This is a genomic window from Salmonella sp. 2018103, assembly GCF_026247685.1.
In the GTDB taxonomy this organism is placed as follows: domain Bacteria; phylum Pseudomonadota; class Gammaproteobacteria; order Enterobacterales; family Enterobacteriaceae; genus Salmonella; species Salmonella enterica.
The window spans coordinates 3,321,994-3,339,369 of record NZ_CP111029.1 but is presented as its reverse complement, the minus strand read 5'-3'; the positions used below and the strand labels follow the sequence as shown (position 1 = coordinate 3,339,369).

At 51.7% G+C, this 17,376-nt stretch carries 15 protein-coding genes; 9 read left to right on the top strand and 6 right to left on the bottom strand.

Annotated elements, in window-relative coordinates:
- The 6 genes from OLG56_RS16275 to OLG56_RS16250 form a co-directional block, all read right to left on the bottom strand.
- The gene (locus OLG56_RS16275; RefSeq protein ID WP_000019878.1) at positions 1 to 330 is read right to left on the bottom strand and encodes a cytochrome o ubiquinol oxidase subunit IV; all 330 of its coding nucleotides are present in this window, start codon (positions 328 to 330) and stop codon (positions 1 to 3) included.
- Positions 330 to 944, bottom strand: a complete 615-nt coding sequence (locus tag OLG56_RS16270; protein WP_000179833.1) for a cytochrome o ubiquinol oxidase subunit III — start codon at positions 942 to 944, stop codon at positions 330 to 332. Before OLG56_RS16270 ends, OLG56_RS16275 begins: the two co-directional genes overlap by 1 nt.
- Positions 934 to 2,925: a cytochrome o ubiquinol oxidase subunit I gene (gene cyoB / locus OLG56_RS16265; RefSeq protein WP_000467162.1), complete on the bottom strand. Its 1,992-nt coding sequence runs from the start codon at positions 2,923 to 2,925 to the stop codon at positions 934 to 936. The genes OLG56_RS16270 and cyoB overlap by 11 nt, the downstream gene beginning before the upstream one ends.
- A 10-nt stretch (positions 2,926 to 2,935) precedes the next feature.
- A complete protein-coding gene (gene cyoA / locus OLG56_RS16260; protein ID WP_023219736.1) occupies positions 2,936 to 3,892 on the bottom strand; it encodes a cytochrome o ubiquinol oxidase subunit II in 957 nt (318 codons plus the stop codon).
- 452 nt (positions 3,893 to 4,344) lie between these two features.
- Entirely contained in the window at positions 4,345 to 5,820 is a 1,476-nt protein-coding gene (ampG, locus tag OLG56_RS16255) for a muropeptide MFS transporter AmpG (protein WP_000098482.1), read from the bottom strand.
- Positions 5,821 to 5,863: 43 nt separating this feature from the next.
- Entirely contained in the window at positions 5,864 to 6,442 is a 579-nt protein-coding gene (locus tag OLG56_RS16250) for a lipoprotein (RefSeq protein ID WP_001539323.1), read from the bottom strand.
- Positions 6,443 to 6,745: 303 nt separating this feature from the next.
- On the opposite strand from OLG56_RS16250, the gene bolA reads away from it, so the two are divergent.
- The 9 genes from bolA (at position 6,746) to fadM (ending at position 17,310) form a co-directional block, all read left to right on the top strand.
- The gene (gene bolA, locus OLG56_RS16245; RefSeq protein WP_000973433.1) at positions 6,746 to 7,063 is read left to right on the top strand and encodes a transcriptional regulator BolA; all 318 of its coding nucleotides are present in this window, start codon (positions 6,746 to 6,748) and stop codon (positions 7,061 to 7,063) included.
- Positions 7,064 to 7,409: 346 nt separating this feature from the next.
- Positions 7,410 to 8,708, top strand: a complete 1,299-nt coding sequence (tig, locus tag OLG56_RS16240; protein WP_001602814.1) for a trigger factor — start codon at positions 7,410 to 7,412, stop codon at positions 8,706 to 8,708.
- Between the two features lie 246 nt (positions 8,709 to 8,954).
- On the top strand, positions 8,955 to 9,578 hold the full coding sequence (clpP, locus tag OLG56_RS16235) for an ATP-dependent Clp endopeptidase proteolytic subunit ClpP (protein WP_000122257.1): 624 nt from the start codon (positions 8,955 to 8,957) through the stop codon (positions 9,576 to 9,578).
- Between the two features lie 251 nt (positions 9,579 to 9,829).
- The gene (gene clpX / locus OLG56_RS16230; RefSeq protein ID WP_000130314.1) at positions 9,830 to 11,101 is read left to right on the top strand and encodes an ATP-dependent protease ATP-binding subunit ClpX; all 1,272 of its coding nucleotides are present in this window, start codon (positions 9,830 to 9,832) and stop codon (positions 11,099 to 11,101) included.
- A 185-nt stretch (positions 11,102 to 11,286) separates the two neighbouring features.
- Positions 11,287 to 13,641 (top strand): endopeptidase La, encoded by a 2,355-nt coding sequence (gene lon / locus OLG56_RS16225; protein ID WP_001067723.1) that lies wholly within the window; start codon positions 11,287 to 11,289, stop codon positions 13,639 to 13,641.
- Between the two features lie 208 nt (positions 13,642 to 13,849).
- Entirely contained in the window at positions 13,850 to 14,122 is a 273-nt protein-coding gene (hupB, locus tag OLG56_RS16220) for a nucleoid-associated protein HU-beta (protein ID WP_001043544.1), read from the top strand.
- Between the two features lie 290 nt (positions 14,123 to 14,412).
- Positions 14,413 to 16,284, top strand: a complete 1,872-nt coding sequence (gene ppiD, locus OLG56_RS16215) for a peptidylprolyl isomerase (RefSeq protein ID WP_023197727.1) — start codon at positions 14,413 to 14,415, stop codon at positions 16,282 to 16,284.
- 149 nt (positions 16,285 to 16,433) lie between these two features.
- A complete protein-coding gene (locus tag OLG56_RS16210) occupies positions 16,434 to 16,808 on the top strand; it encodes a helix-hairpin-helix domain-containing protein (protein ID WP_000680322.1) in 375 nt (124 codons plus the stop codon).
- A 103-nt stretch (positions 16,809 to 16,911) separates the two neighbouring features.
- Positions 16,912 to 17,310, top strand: coding sequence for a long-chain acyl-CoA thioesterase FadM (gene fadM / locus OLG56_RS16205; protein ID WP_001194543.1), 399 nt, complete (start codon positions 16,912 to 16,914; stop codon positions 17,308 to 17,310).
- The last annotated feature ends 66 nt before the right edge of the window (positions 17,311 to 17,376 follow it).

The window sequence follows — 17,376 nt, the reverse complement described above, 5'->3', positions numbered from 1 at the left end:
TTAGTGCATCATCATGTTGTAGTTGAGGTTCCACATAATCCAGATGGAGCCCACAACCAGGATGGCGATGATCAGCACGGTAAAGATGAAGGCCGTCATGTTCCAGCCTTCATCAGATTTGGTGTTCATGTGCAGGAAACACACCAGATGCACCAAAATCTGCACCACTGCCATTGCCAGGATAGATCCCAGAATAACGGCCGGAGAGGCAGCGCCGGTCATCACCATCCAGAATGGAATAACCGTGAGGATGACCGACAGGATAAAGCCGGTCATGTACGTTTTTACGCTGCCGTGGGATGCGCCGCCGCTCTCGGTAGAATGACTCATTACATCGCCCCCATCAGATAAACAACAGTGAATACGCAAATCCAAATCACATCCAGGAAGTGCCAGAACAGGCTCAGGCACATGATGCGGGTACGGTTAGTGCTGGTCAGACCGCGACGGGCAACTTGCACCATCAGCACTGCCATCCAGATCAAACCGGAAGTGACGTGCAGACCGTGCGTGCCGACCAGCGCGAAGAACGCAGACAGGAAGCCGCTGCGATCCGGGCCCATACCGTTAACAATCAGGTGATGGAATTCATAGAGTTCCATCCCGATAAATCCGGCACCGAACAAGAAGGTCAACGCCAGCCAGGAGATAACCTGGCTCTTGTTGTTCTTGTGCATGGCGATCGCCGCCATGCCGTAGGTAATGGAGCTAAATAACAGCAGGAAGGTTTCAACCAGAACGAACGGCAGTTCGAAAATGTCCTTACCTGTCGGGCCGCCAGCGGTGCCGTTCACCAGAACGGCATAGGTAGCAAACAGAATAGAGAACAGAATGCAGTCGCTCATCAGGTAGACCCAAAATCCGAAGATTTTGTTCTGGCCTGCGTCATGGTGCCCGTGTTCGTGCGCGTGGGCAGTCGCGTGCGTTAAAGTATCAGTTGCCATTTTTCAGCCCTGCCTTAGTAATCTCATCGAAATGCTGGTTTTCCAGTTTTTCGACTTCCGGGACCGGCACGTAGTAATCCACATCTTCATCAAAGCTTTTTACAATCCAGCTGATGATCATGCCTGCGAAACCCACTATCGCCAGCCACCAGATATGCCAGATCATGGCGAAGCCAAATACCGTCGCGAAGGCGGCGATAACAATACCGGCACCGCTATTTTTCGGCATATGAATCTCTTCATACTGTCCAGGCTGTTGGTACGCTTCGCCTTTTTCTTTCATTTCCCAGAAGGCGTCACGTTCGTGAACGTGCGGCACAACGGCAAAGTTATAGAACGGCGGCGGAGAAGAGGTTGACCACTCCAGCGTACGGCCACCCCATGGGTCGCCGGTCAGATCGCGGTTCTGATCGCGGTCGCGAATAGAAACGAAGATCTGAGTCAGTTGGCACAGGATACCCAGCGCAATCAGCGCGGCGCCGGCGGCGGCAACCATCAGCATCGTATGGAACTGCGGATCAATTTGCTGGCTGAGGCGACGGGTCATGCCCATGAAGCCCAGTACGTACAGCGGCATAAAGGCTACAAAGAAACCGATAATCCAGAACCAGAAGGCTCGTTTACCCCAGGTTTCGTTCAGCTTGAAGCCAAACGCCTTCGGCCACCAGTAGGTCATACCCGCGAAGCAGCCAAACACCACGCCGCCGATGATCACGTTATGGAAGTGCGCAATCAGGAACAGACTGTTGTGCAGGACGAAGTCCGCGCCCGGTACCGCCAGCAGAACGCCGGTCATACCGCCGACCGAGAAGGTCACGATAAAGCCGATGGTCCACATCATTGCGGAATGGAAGACAATACGGCCCTGATACATGGTGAACAACCAGTTGAAGATCTTCACCCCGGTCGGGATGGCGATAATCATGGTGGTGATACCGAAGAAGGCGTTAACGTTCGCGCCCGCGCCCATCGTGAAGAAGTGGTGCAGCCAAACGATAAACGACAGTACGGTAATACAGACGGTCGCCCAAACCAGCGAGGTATAGCCGAACAGACGTTTACGCGAGAAGGTCGCTGCGATTTCGGAGAATACCCCGAAGACCGGCAGAATCAGAATGTACACTTCCGGATGGCCCCAGGCCCAAATCAGGTTGATGTACATCATCATGTTGCCGCCCATATCGTTGGTAAAGAAATGGGTGCCCAGATAGCGATCCAGGGTCAGCAACGCGACGGTAACCGTCAGAATCGGGAAAGAGGCGATGATCAGTACGTTGGCGCACAAAGAGGCCCAGGTAAAGACCGGCATCTTGAACATTGTCATACCCGGCGCACGCATCTTCAGGATCGTCACGAAGAAGTTGATACCGGTTAACGTCGTACCAATACCCGAGAGTTGCAACGCCCATATCCAGTAATCGACCCCGACGCTGGGACTGTACTCTATTCCCGATAGCGGCGGATAAGCCAGCCAGCCGGTCTGAGCGAATTCACCCACGCCCAGCGAGAGGTTAACCAGGATAACGCCGACAACGGTGAACCAGAAGCTCAGGTTGTTCAGGAAAGGGAACGCAACGTCGCGCGCGCCGATCTGCAGCGGAACCACCAGGTTCATCAGACCGATAACGAAGGGCATCGCCACGAAGAAGATCATGATTACGCCGTGAGCGGTAAAGATCTGATCGTAGTGGTGCGGCGGTAGAAAACCCGCTTCGCCTGCGGAGGCAAGCGCCTGCTGGCTACGCATCATGATGGCATCGGCGAAACCACGTAACAGCATCACAATCGCGACGATGATATACATGATGCCGAGGCGTTTATGGTCAACCGACGTTAACCACTCTTTCCATAGGTAGGTCCACTTACCGAAGTAAGTAATCGCTGCCAGTATCGCCAGTCCCCCGACGATAATTGCAGCGATCGTTACCATGACGATAGGTTCATGGAACGGTACTGCATCCAGTGATAATTTTCCGAACATCTTATCTTCCTCAACCCTTGGAGTTGGCGGATTCCGCGTGGCTCATGTCCATACCTTCCATTCCTTCATGCGAGCTGTGCCCACCTTCAGGTTGGGTCATGTCCATGCTCTTACCGTGGTCCATGAATTTGTTAATAACGTCCTTGAACAAATCTGGTTTCACGCTGGAGAAATATTCCACCTTGTTGTACTCGCTTGGCATAGCCACTTTCTCGAACGCCGCCATATCATTCATGGTGTTCGGAGACTGCTTCGCTTTTGCGACCCATTGGTCGAATTCTGCGCGGTCTTTGGTGGCGATAGCTTTAAACTTCATACCAGAGAAGCCCGGGCCGCTATAGCTGGCGGAGATGCCATCGTAGGTTCCGGGTTCGTTGGCGATCAGATGCAAACGTGTTTGCATACCGGCCATGGCATAAATCTGGCTACCCAGACGCGGGATAAAGAAGGAGTTCATCACGGAGTTGGAGGTCACTTTGAAATAAACCGGCGTGTTCGCCGGGAAGGCGATCTCGTTGACGGTGGCGATACCCTGCTCCGGATAGATGAAGAACCATTTCCAGTCCATGGAAACCACTTCGATGGTGATCGGTTTTTCGTCATGCGCCAGCGGCTTGCTTGGTTCAAGCGCGTGCGTGGTTTTCCAGGTCAGTACGGCAAGGAAAATGATGATTAAGATAGGCACCGTCCAGACCACGGCTTCCACTTTATTGGAGTGTGACCAGTTCGGGCTATACTTCGCATCCTTATTACTCGCACGATACTTCCAGGCGAAACCAACAGCCATCAAGATGGCGGGAATAACGACGATCAACATCAGGCCAAATGCCGTCAGTATCAGCGAACGTTGCTCCAGTCCAATCTGTCCTTTGGGATCCAGCAGCGCAGAATTACAGCCACTGAGTAATGCAGTGCCTGCAATTAATGACAACCATCCCAAACTTTTATTGTATTTCCTGAGTCTCATTTAACGACCTCAATTCCACGGGACCTGGTGGCGTTTAAAGTGTAGGGGCATTTTACGGTAAGGTTACATTACTGTAAACATGATTGGTTCTGTGTTACCAAGTTCTGCCGCGCATGTCACATATGTTGCCAAGTATGTCGAAATAACTTTAAGACACTGTTGAAACTTTGCGTTATAACGGATGAGGTCTGTAAGTGGGATGTTGAGGGATAATTGGTATAACCAATGTGAAAATAAAACAATTACTTAACAATTTATTATCAATAAAAGGACAATCAACGGCAGAAATTTAAATTTAATCGGCTGAATCGTGTAAAGAAAATAGGTAGCGTAGAAATTACCAATAATTTCCAAAATTCTGTTGCGCACAAAAAGACAAATATATTTTTTATCAATTGATGGTTATTTAGCCGTTATAATTCCGGGTCGTTATTACAACGGCAAATAATGTTTTAGAGCAGGCGTGTTTTTCGTAGCGCCAGGTAGTCCAGCAACCCGCCAAAGACAATGCCGCACACGGCAACCGCTACCGCGGTCTCAAGCAATCCGGGCAGGAATGAGAAGTTGGTGTAATCCACCGCGTTCATGGTCAGCAGGAGTACCCATACCGCCAGCAAAGCGACGCCCGCGAGCAGGATTGAAAGCGCGAAATTGTAGGCGCCACGGTATTGCGTGCGGGGAATGAAACGCTCGCTCTGCCAGCTATATTCCAGCGTTTGCCGACAGACCAGCAACAGTAACAGCCCGGGAACGGCGGCGACAACCGAGAAGAGGTAGAATGTCGGCCAGCCGTGCGCTTCAACGAACCAGCCCGCTACGGGACCAACATAAACGCGGCCTACTGCGGAGAGGGCCGACAGTAGGGCAAACTGTGTTGCGGAAAACGACTTATTACATAGCGTCATTAATAAGGCGACAAAGGCGGCAGTCCCCATCCCGCCGCACAGATTTTCGAAAAAGACCGCCGCGCCCATGCTGAACATGTTTTTATCGGTAATGGAGAGCAACCAGTAACCGGCGTTGGACGCGCCTTGCAAAATGCCGAAAATCAGCAGCGCGCGAAACAGCGAAAGACGCTGCATTAATATGCCGCCGTATAACGCACCGACGATCGTTGCCAGCAGGCCCAGCGTTTTATTGACCACGCCGACTTCGCCGGCGTCAAAGCCGACGCCGCGAATCAAAAAGGTGGTGGTCAGGCTCATGGCGAAGGCGTCACCCAATTTATAAAGCACAATGAGCAGTAAAATCAGCCAGGCGTTATTACGGCCAAAGAAATCGCGTAGCGGCGCGACGACGGCCTGTTCCAGCGATTTCGGGGACGGGATAGTATCGGTCGGTTCCGGCGCCAGTAAGGTGGCGATAATGCAGGGGATCAGCAATGCCGCCATCAGCCAGTACATGCCCTGCCAGCCGAGCCAGCGATCGGCCAGCCATAGCGCCAGTCCGCCGGAAACCAGCATCCCCAACCGGTAGCCAAGCACGCTGATTGCCGCGCCCGCGCCGCGTTCTTCTGCGGGTAACACATCGGTTTTCCAGGCGTCGAACACGATATCCTGCGAGGCGGAGCAAAAAGCAATCACCACCGCCAGCGCCGCCATCCAGCGTAGCTGCGTGCCGGGTTCAAGAAAGCCCATCGCCGCAATCGCCGCCAGTAACAACAGTTGGGTGGCGAGTAACCAACCGCGACGTCGACCTAAAAAAGGCGGCGTGTAGCGGTCCATCAGCGGAGACCAGAGAAACTTAAACACATAGGCCTGACCAACCAGCGAGAAAAAGCCAATCGTTTTAAGATCGATATTCTCGACGGTCATCCACGCCTGTAGCGTACCGGAGGTGAGCGCCAGCGGGAGGCCGGAGGCAAAACCCAATATCAGCAGAATGGCTGAACGCGGTTGCTGGAAAATACGTAAATATTGACTTGACATAGGCATCTACAGACCCGGCTTCTGTCGGGTCTTGTTGTTGCTATTAACGGGCGTTTTGCTTGATAAAATCGTGAATACTGGTGTCCTGAGACATATCAGCGATAGTATCGGTCAGAACACTGTTCACCGCGTCGGCAATATTCTGGTTAGAGGCCTGGAATGCCCCTTCAATAGAGTAGTTGGCGCGATAGTTTTTGGTCATCTTGTTGCCATTTGCCGCGGTCGCAATAATCGCGATATCCGCTTTGGTCGCGATGTTGTAGCGCACGCTGCCCTGGGAAACATCAGCATACAGTTGGTTAACAATAATCTGCAGATTAACCGCGCCGTTAGGCCCGATCATATAGCCCCGCGCCGTCATCTGTTTTTCCAGGACTTCTTGTAACAGGAAGCGTAAATCGCGGGAGGCGGTTAACGTTACCAGCTGGTTGTTACGCGTGACTTTCGCTAACGCTTGATCCTGGCGTTGGTCCGCGCCGGTAATGCTAACGGTGACGCCCATCAGGCTCGGATCCTGCTGTGGCAAGGTGATCTTCGGCGCGACGTCAATGGTCGTCGGCGGTGTGGCGCATCCTGCCAGCATAAACAGAGCGACTAACGGAAAGAGAAGTTTTTTTAACATATTCAGGCTCTCAATGACGCTTAAAACGTGATAGGTAAAAATTCCCGCCATCATAACACCGCTAACGGCGAGGGGAAGTGGTCAACGCAGGTAAATTCGTCGTAATGTCCGATTTGGTATTGATAACGGCGCGAGCGGGGATTTTGAGCGCTAAAAGAATGATTAAGGCAGTAAACTTCATACGTTTGGCTGAAATAATCAGACGAAAGCTAAATTTTTGTTGTCATGCTGTAATGGAAACGGTAAAAGCGGCTAGTATTTAAAGGGATGGGTGACATCACAGCGTTGTCGGAGGAGATTTTCATGATGATACGTGAGCAAATAGAAGAAAAATTAAGGACAGCGTTCGACCCCGTGTTTCTCGAAGTTGTGGATGAAAGCTATCGTCACAATGTTCCAGCAGGATCGGAAAGCCATTTTAAGGTCGTGCTGGTGAGCGATCGCTTTACAGGCGAACGTTTTCTTAATCGTCATCGGATGATTTACGGTACGTTAACGGCGGAACTCTCCACAACCGTACATGCGCTGGCACTGCATACTTATACCCTCAAAGAGTGGGAAGGGTTGCAGGATACTATCTTCGCGTCGCCTCCTTGTCGCGGCGCGGGAAGCATCGCGTAGCAAAACGGATTTGCAACTACCTCCGCTTTTCCAGTATGTTGCTACAGAATTATGTGAAAACGGCCTGCGGGCCGTTTTGTTTTGTCTGAATTTTGATCGTGTCGTACAGTATTCAGACAAAAATTAGCCGAGAATTGTGAAAACCGCCGCAGCATCGCACAATCACCGTTCTCGACTCACAAAAGTGATGCCGCTATAATGCGCCGTCTTATATATGAACGTCTTCGGGATGATTCTGACGACAGGGAATGTGATTGATTATGAGAACATCCCGGTTCCGCGAAGCAAATAGCACGTGCTTGCGGAGTAGAGTTGACCGAGCACTGTGATTTTTTGAGGTAACAAGATGCAAGTTTCAGTTGAAACCACTCAGGGCCTTGGCCGCCGTGTAACGATTACAATCGCTGCTGACAGCATCGAGACCGCTGTAAAAAGCGAGCTGGTCAACGTAGCGAAAAAAGTACGTATTGACGGCTTCCGTAAAGGCAAAGTACCGATGAATATCGTCGCTCAGCGTTATGGCGCTTCTGTTCGCCAGGACGTGCTGGGCGATCTGATGAGCCGCAACTTCGTTGACGCGATCATCAAAGAAAAAATTAACCCGGCAGGCGCGCCGAACTATGTTCCGGGCGAATACAAAGTGGGTGAAGACTTCACTTACTCCGTCGAGTTTGAAGTCTATCCGGAAGTTGAACTGACCGGCCTCGAGTCCATCGAAGTTGAAAAACCGGTTGTTGAAGTCACCGACGCTGACGTTGATGTGATGCTGGACACCCTGCGTAAGCAGCAGGCGACCTGGAAAGAAAAAGACGGCGCTGCTGATGTGGAAGACCGCGTGACCATCGACTTCACCGGCTCTGTAGACGGCGAAGAGTTCGAAGGCGGCAAAGCGACCGATTTCGTTCTGGCGATGGGCCAGGGGCGTATGATTCCGGGCTTTGAAGACGGCGTTAAAGGCCACAAAGCTGGCGAAGAGTTCACTATCGATGTGACCTTCCCGGAAGAGTACCATGCTGAAAACCTGAAAGGTAAAGCGGCTAAGTTCGTTATCAACCTGAAGAAAGTTGAAGAACGCGAACTGCCGGAACTGACCGAAGAATTCATCAAACGTTTCGGCGTTGAAGATGGTTCCGTAGCCGGTCTGCGCGCTGAAGTGCGTAAAAACATGGAGCGCGAGCTGAAAGGCGCGGTACGTAACCGCGTTAAGTCTCAGGCGATCGAAGGTCTGGTAAAAGCTAACGACATCGACGTACCGGCTGCGCTGATCGACAGCGAAATCGACGTTCTGCGTCGTCAGGCTGCGCAGCGTTTTGGTGGTAACGAGAAACAGGCTCTGGAGCTGCCGCGCGAACTGTTCGAAGAACAGGCTAAGCGTCGTGTAGTTGTCGGTCTGCTGCTCGGCGAAGTCATTCGTACCAACGAGCTGAAAGCGGACGAAGAACGCGTTAAAGGCCTGATCGAAGAGATGGCGTCTGCTTACGAAGATCCGAAAGAAGTGATTGAGTTCTACAGCAAAAATAAAGAGCTGATGGACAATATGCGTAACGTCGCTCTGGAAGAACAGGCTGTTGAAGCGGTTCTGGCAAAAGCGAAAGTGTCTGAAAAAGCCACTTCCTTCAATGAGCTGATGAACCAGCAGGCGTAATTTTTCGCGTTAAAAGCACGAAATTTGCACAAAAACCCGTCACCTTTCAGTGACGGGTTTTTTTTGTCACGCATTTTGCATGGTAAGGGTGCGAAAACCGCGTTTCAGTGTTAGCGTTAGAGCAAAAGATTGTTATGCTTGAATTATGGCGATGCCGTACCCATTACAGAGGGACTGGCTGATAATCCGTCCATCAGGTTACAATCAGTACAGCAGGTTTTTTCAATTTTTATCCAGGAGACGGAAATGTCATACAGCGGAGAACGAGATAATTTGGCCCCTCATATGGCGCTGGTGCCGATGGTCATTGAACAGACCTCACGCGGTGAGCGCTCTTTTGATATCTATTCTCGTCTACTTAAGGAACGCGTCATATTTCTGACCGGCCAGGTCGAAGACCATATGGCTAACCTGATCGTGGCGCAGATGCTGTTCCTGGAAGCGGAAAACCCGGAAAAAGATATCTATCTGTACATTAATTCTCCTGGCGGCGTAATTACTGCGGGGATGTCCATCTATGACACCATGCAGTTTATTAAGCCAGACGTCAGCACCATTTGTATGGGACAGGCGGCCTCTATGGGGGCGTTTTTGCTGACTGCCGGGGCGAAAGGCAAACGTTTCTGCTTGCCGAACTCTCGCGTCATGATCCACCAGCCGCTGGGCGGCTATCAGGGCCAGGCGACGGATATTGAAATTCACGCCCGCGAAATTTTGAAAGTAAAAGGGCGCATGAATGAACTTATGGCGCATCATACGGGTCAATCTCTTGAGCAGATTGAACGTGATACTGAGCGCGATCGCTTCCTCTCCGCGCCTGAAGCGGTAGAGTACGGTTTGGTTGACTCAATTTTGACCCATCGTAATTGATGCCCTGGACGCAAGTGTGCCGCTATACACTTCATCCTTCACGCTACCTCGGTGTTGGCTGCCAGCGCGCCTCCCGGTGACTTACTTATGTAAGCGCGTGGGGAGTCGCTGAGTTGCCGCCTTGATGTAGCTCGAATGATTTTGTGTATATACTAATGAAGGGCGGCACAACGCTGATTAGCGGCTTGCGCCTGAGAATGGCATTTGCGTCGTCGTGTGCGGCACAAAGAACAAAGAAGAGGTTTTGACTCATGACAGATAAACGCAAAGATGGCTCGGGCAAATTGTTGTACTGCTCTTTTTGCGGCAAAAGCCAGCATGAAGTGCGCAAGCTGATTGCCGGTCCATCCGTGTATATCTGCGACGAATGCGTCGATTTATGTAACGACATTATTCGCGAAGAAATTAAAGAAGTTGCTCCGCACCGTGAACGTAGTGCGCTGCCGACGCCGCATGAAATTCGTACTCACCTGGACGATTACGTTATCGGCCAGGAGCAGGCGAAAAAAGTGCTGGCGGTGGCGGTCTATAACCACTACAAGCGTCTGCGTAACGGCGATACCAGCAATGGCGTCGAGTTAGGCAAAAGCAACATTCTGCTGATTGGACCGACCGGCTCCGGTAAAACGCTGCTGGCGGAAACGCTGGCGCGCTTGCTGGATGTGCCGTTCACTATGGCGGATGCGACCACGCTGACCGAAGCGGGTTACGTGGGGGAAGACGTCGAGAATATCATTCAGAAACTGTTGCAGAAATGCGACTACGACGTGCAAAAAGCGCAGCGTGGGATTGTCTACATTGATGAAATCGATAAGATTTCGCGTAAATCAGACAATCCGTCCATTACCCGCGACGTTTCTGGCGAAGGCGTACAGCAGGCGTTGCTGAAACTGATCGAAGGCACCGTTGCCGCGGTTCCACCGCAGGGCGGTCGCAAACATCCGCAGCAGGAATTCTTACAGGTAGATACCTCTAAGATTCTGTTTATCTGCGGCGGCGCGTTTGCCGGTCTGGATAAAGTGATCGCTAACCGTGTTGAAACCGGCTCCGGCATTGGTTTTGGCGCGACGGTGAAAGCGAAGTCCGACAAAGCCAGCGAAGGCGAGCTGTTGTCGCAGGTTGAACCGGAAGATTTGATCAAATTTGGTCTGATTCCTGAGTTTATCGGTCGTCTGCCAGTGGTGGCGACGCTGAACGAACTCAGCGAAGAAGCGCTGATTCAAATCCTGAAAGAGCCGAAAAATGCGCTGACCAAGCAGTATCAGGCGCTGTTTAACCTGGAAGGCGTCGATCTGGAATTCCGTGACGAAGCGCTGGACGCTATCGCCAGGAAAGCAATGGCGCGTAAAACCGGCGCCCGTGGCCTGCGTTCTATCGTCGAAGCGGCGCTGCTGGATACCATGTACGATTTGCCATCTATGGAAGACGTCGAAAAAGTGGTGATCGACGAGTCCGTTATTGCCGGTCAGAGTAAGCCGTTGCTGATTTACGGCAAACCGGAAGCGCAGGCTTCTGGCGAATAATTAAACATTCATACAATCAGTTAGCCAAAAAAGGGGGGATTTTATCTCCCCTTTCGTTTTTCCTGTAAACACGCCGTTGAATGTGTGGGAAACATCCCCATATACTGACGTACATGTTATAGGTGGTATGGAGCACAGCTATACTATCTGATTACCTGGCGGACACTAAACTAAGAGAGAGCTCTATGAATCCTGAGCGTTCTGAACGCATTGAAATCCCCGTATTGCCCTTGCGCGATGTGGTGGTTTATCCGCACATGGTCATACCCTTATTTGTAGGGCGGGAAAAATCTATCCGTTGTCTGGAAGCGGCTATGGACCATGATAAAAAAATCATGCTGGTCGCCCAGAAGGAAGCATCAACGGATGAGCCGGGTGTAAACGATCTTTTCACCGTCGGGACCGTGGCCTCTATTTTGCAGATGTTGAAACTGCCTGACGGCACCGTAAAAGTGCTGGTCGAGGGGTTACAGCGCGCGCGTATTTCCGCGCTGTCTGACAACGGCGAACATTTCTCCGCGAAGGCGGAGTACCTTGATTCGCCAGCCATTGATGAGCGAGAACAAGAAGTGCTGGTGCGTACCGCTATCAGCCAGTTCGAAGGCTACATCAAGCTGAACAAAAAAATTCCGCCGGAAGTGCTGACGTCACTCAATAGCATTGACGACCCCGCACGTCTGGCTGACACCATCGCCGCGCATATGCCGCTGAAACTGGCGGATAAACAGTCCGTACTGGAGATGTCCGACGTTAACGAACGTCTGGAATATCTGATGGCGATGATGGAATCTGAAATCGATCTGCTGCAGGTTGAGAAACGCATTCGCAACCGCGTGAAAAAGCAGATGGAGAAATCCCAGCGCGAGTACTATCTGAACGAGCAAATGAAAGCGATTCAGAAAGAGCTTGGCGAGATGGACGACGCGCCGGACGAAAACGAAGCGCTGAAGCGTAAGATCGACGCGGCGAAAATGCCGAAAGAGGCGAAAGAGAAAGCGGAAGCGGAACTGCAGAAGCTGAAAATGATGTCTCCGATGTCGGCGGAAGCGACCGTGGTGCGCGGCTACATCGACTGGATGGTGCAGGTGCCGTGGAATGCGCGTAGCAAGGTCAAAAAAGACCTGCGTCAGGCGCAGGAAATCCTCGATACTGACCATTATGGTCTGGAGCGCGTGAAAGACCGCATCCTTGAGTATCTCGCGGTTCAAAGCCGTGTAAATAAAATCAAGGGGCCGATCCTGTGTCTGGTGGGGCCGCCGGGGGTAGGTAAAACCTCGTTGGGCCAGTCCATCGCTAAAGCAACAGGGCGTAAATACATCCGTATGGCGCTGGGCGGCGTGCGTGATGAAGCGGAAATCCGCGGTCATCGCCGGACTTACATTGGCTCTATGCCGGGTAAACTGATCCAAAAAATGGCGAAAGTGGGGGTTAAAAACCCACTGTTCCTGCTCGATGAGATCGACAAAATGTCTTCTGACATGCGTGGCGATCCGGCTTCCGCACTGCTTGAAGTGCTGGATCCAGAGCAGAACGTGGCGTTCAGCGATCATTACCTGGAAGTGGATTACGATCTCAGCGATGTGATGTTCGTCGCCACCTCCAACTCCATGAACATTCCGGCGCCGCTGCTGGATCGTATGGAAGTGATCCGTCTGTCCGGTTATACCGAAGACGAGAAGCTGAATATTGCTAAACGTCACCTGCTGCCGAAGCAGATCGAGCGTAACGCGCTGAAGAAAGGCGAACTGACGGTCGACGATAGCGCGATTATCGGTATTATCCGCTATTACACGCGTGAAGCGGGCGTACGTAGTCTGGAGCGTGAAATCTCCAAACTGTGCCGCAAAGCGGTTAAACAACTGTTGCTCGATAAGTCGTTAAAACATATCGAAATTAACGGCGATAATCTGCACGACTACCTCGGTGTCCAGCGCTTTGATTATGGCCGTGCGGATAGCGAAAACCGCGTAGGTCAGGTGACGGGCCTGGCGTGGACGGAAGTGGGCGGCGATCTGTTGACCATCGAAACCGCCTGCGTACCGGGCAAAGGCAAGTTGACCTACACCGGCTCGCTCGGTGAAGTGATGCAGGAATCTATTCAGGCGGCGCTGACCGTGGTGCGCGCGCGCGCGGAAAAACTGGGTATTAATCCGGACTTTTACGAAAAACGCGATATCCACGTTCACGTGCCGGAAGGCGCAACGCCGAAAGACGGTCCAAGTGCCGGTATCGCGATGTGTACCGCGCTGGTTTCCTGCCTGACCGGTAATCCGGTGCGCGCAGATGTGGCAATGACCGGTGAGATCACGCTGCGCGGTCAGGTGTTGCCGATCGGCGGCCTGAAAGAAAAACTGTTGGCGGCGCATCGCGGCGGGATTAAAACGGTCTTAATTCCATTCGAAAATAAACGTGACCTGGAGGAAATTCCGGACAACGTGATTGCCGATCTGGATATTCACCCGGTTAAGCGTATTGAGGAAGTTCTGACGCTTGCTCTGCAAAACGAACCGTCTGGAATGCAGGTTGTAACCGCAAAATAGTGACCTCGCGCAAATAGCGCTAATAAAAACAGGGCTGGCAGGCTATTTCGGACTTGCCAGCCTTTTTTTGTATAGCTAATTTAGATGGTTGATTGGGTCTGCCACCATTAACGGGTGTTGTAAGGGCGTGGCAGGCCTGATATAACTGCTGCGCGGTCGTACTTCGAAGGATTCAGGTGCGATATAAATTATAAAGAGGAAGAGAAGAGTGAATAAATCTCAACTGATCGAAAAAATTGCTGCAGGGGCTGATATCTCTAAGGCTGCGGCTGGACGTGCGTTAGATGCGATTATTGCTTCTGTTACCGAATCTCTGAAAGAAGGGGATGACGTTGCACTGGTAGGCTTTGGTACTTTTGCTGTTAAAGAGCGTGCTGCCCGTACTGGTCGCAACCCGCAAACAGGTAAAGAGATCACCATCGCCGCTGCCAAAGTGCCGAGTTTCCGTGCAGGTAAAGCGCTGAAAGACGCGGTAAACTAAGCGTGATCCCCTCGGGGGATGTGACAAAGTACAAGGGCGCATCAACTGATGTGCCTTTTTTATTGGCGATTCGGGACTTTCTGTGCGTTGCGGGCTGACAATTGCCCTCGTTTCTTGTCACAATAGGCTTTTGTGCGCCGCGTTCAGAAAATGCGATGCGCGTGAAGTCTATATACGCAAATCATTCAGGTTGCGTCGACGCGGCAACTGAGCGAATCACTCGGTAGCCAGCAGAGAAGCCGCCTGAAAGATAAAGTGTAAAGTCACCTACAGCGGAGTGTGGTTACACCATGATGGACAGCTTACGCACGGCTGCAAACAGTCTCGTGCTCAAGATTATTTTCGTTCTCATTATCGTATCGTTCATTTTGACCGGCGTTAGTGGTTACCTGATTGGCGGAAGCAATAACTACGCCGCAAAAGTGAATGGCCAGGAAATCAGCCGGGCACAGTTTGAGAATGCGTTTAATAACGAACGTAACCGTATGCAGCAGCAGTTGGGCGACAGGTATTCTGAACTGGCGGCCAACGAAGGTTATATGAAAAGCCTGCGCCAGCAGGTGCTGAATCGTCTGATAGATGAAGCGTTGTTGGATCAATATTCCCGCGAACTGAAACTGGGCATCAGCGATGAGCAGGTAAAGCAGGCGATTTTCGCCACTCCCGCTTTTCAGGTGGACGGTAAGTTTGACAACAACCGCTATAACGCGATTGTGAATCAGATGGGAATGACCGCCGATCAGTACGCTCAGGCGCTGCGTAACCAGCTTACCACTCAGCAACTGATCAACGGCGTGGCCGGTACTGATTTTATGCTGAAAGGGGAAACCGACGAACTGGCGGCATTAGTCTCTCAACAGCGCGTGGTGCGTGAAGCCGTTATTGATGTCAACGCGCTGGCGGCGAAGCAGCAGGTGACCGATCAGGAAGTGTCCAGCTACTACGATCAGAATAAAGCCCGCTTTATGACGCCGGAACAGTTCCGCGTAAGCTATATCAAGCTGGATGCCGCGACGATGCAGGCACCGGTCAGCGATGCGGATATTCAGGCCTATTATGACCAGCATGTAGATCAGTTTACTCAGCCGGAGCGCATTCGTTACAGCATTATTCAGACCAAAACGGAAGATGATGCGAAAGCGGTACTGGATGCGCTGAACAAGGGCGAAGATTTCGCCACGCTGGCGAAAGAGAAATCTACCGATATCATCTCTGCGCGTAATGGCGGCGATATGGGCTGGCTGGAAGAGTCTGCCACGGTGCCGGAACTGAAAAACGCCGGATTAAAAGAAAAAGGCCAGATATCTGGCGTGATTAAGTCGTCTGTCGGTTTTCTGGTGGCGCGTCTGGATGATATTCAGCCTGCCAAAGTGAAACCGTTAAGCGAGGTTCGCGACGACATTGCCGCGAAAGTGAAACAAGAAAAAGCGCTGGATGCTTACTATGCGTTGCAGCAGAAGGTGAGCGATGCGGCAAGCAACGACAATGAGTCGTTAGCAGGCGCTGAACAGGTCGCTGGCGTAAAAGCCGTTGAAACCGGCTGGTTTAGCCGTGACACCTTACCGGAAGAGCTGAACTTCAAACCGGTAGCCGATGCTATCTTTAATGGCGGTCTGGTGGGCGAAAACGGTACGCCGGGGCCGAATTCAGACATTATCACCGTGGATGGCGACCGGGCTTTTGTTGTACGCGTGAGCGAACATAAACCTGAAGCCGTGAAGCCGTTGGCAGAAGTGAAAGAACAGGTCACTGCCCTGGTGAAGCATAACAAAGCGGAACAACAGGCGAAGCTGGATGCGGAAAAACTGCTGGTCGAGCTGAAAGCGGGCAAAGGCGCGGAAGCGATGAAAGCGGCGGGTCTGAGTTTTGGCGAGCCTAAAACGTTAAGTCGTACCAGTCAGGATCCGGTGAGTCAGGCGGCCTTTGCATTAAGCCTTCCGACGAAAGATAAGCCAGTTTATGGCGTGGCGAACGATATGCAGGGTAACGTCGTTCTGCTGGCGTTTGACGAGGTGAAAGCGGGTGCCATGCCGGAAGCGCAGAAAAAAGCGATGGTGCAGGGCATCACGCAGAACAATGCGCAAATTGTCTTTGAAGCGCTGATGAGTAATCTGCGTAAAGAGGCGAAAATCAAAATCGGCGACGCTCTGGAACAGCAGTAATCGTCGAGGCGCTTCGCAAAAAATTGCAAAACGTTGTATCCCACAAAGGCCGCTTTCGCGGCCTTTTCCATTTCTGAGAATTGCCGTTTGTTCGTTTTTCTCCGCCCCGCTATCGTGGCTGCACTGTTAACAAACAAGGAGAAAACAGTATGAAACACGGAATTAAAGCACTGCTTATTACACTTTCTTTAACCTGCGCGGGCATGGCCCATAGCGCACTGGCGGCGACGCCTGTCGCAAAAAATGCAGCGGTGGAAACAAAAGCGGATACGCCTTCTTCATCCTCCGCCAAAGCGGCATTACCTGCTAAAGCCAGCGATGATGAAGGTACCAGGGTGAGCATTAATACCGCGTCTGCGGAGGATCTGGCGCGGGTGATGAACGGCGTTGGGCTGAAAAAAGCGCAGGCTATTGTGAGCTATCGGGAGGAGTATGGTCCTTTTAAAACGGTGGATGATTTAAAGCAGGTGCCGGGAATGGGAAGCGCGCTGGTGGAGCGTAATCTGGCAGTTTTAACATTGTAATCACTTGCACAGTGGCCAAAATTTGCCAGACTGTAGAGGTCATACCAGTTATGACCTCTGTACTTGTCGTTTACTTATAACAACAACGTAAGGTTATTGCGCTATGCAAACACAAATCAAAGTTCGTGGATATCATCTTGATGTTTATCAACATGTTAATAATGCCCGCTATCTGGAGTTTCTGGAAGAGGCCCGTTGGGATGGGCTGGAAAACAGCGACAGCTTTCAGTGGATGACGGCCCGCAATATTGCTTTTGTGGTGGTAAACATCAACATAAATTACCGTCGCCCGGCGGTATTGAGCGATCTACTGACCGTGACCAGCCAGGTACAACAGCTTAACGGTAAAAGCGGCGTATTAAGCCAGACGATTACGCTGGAGCCAGAAGGGCAGGTGGTGGCCGATGCGCTCATCACGTTTGTTTGTATTGATTTAAAAACGCAAAAAGCGCTGCCGCTGGAAGGCGAATTGCGTGAAAAGCTGGAACAGATGGTGCAATAACGCCCCTCGCTGTCTGATGGCGTTGAACTGATCCGGCCTGGCGATATTGACCATGGTGAATATCGC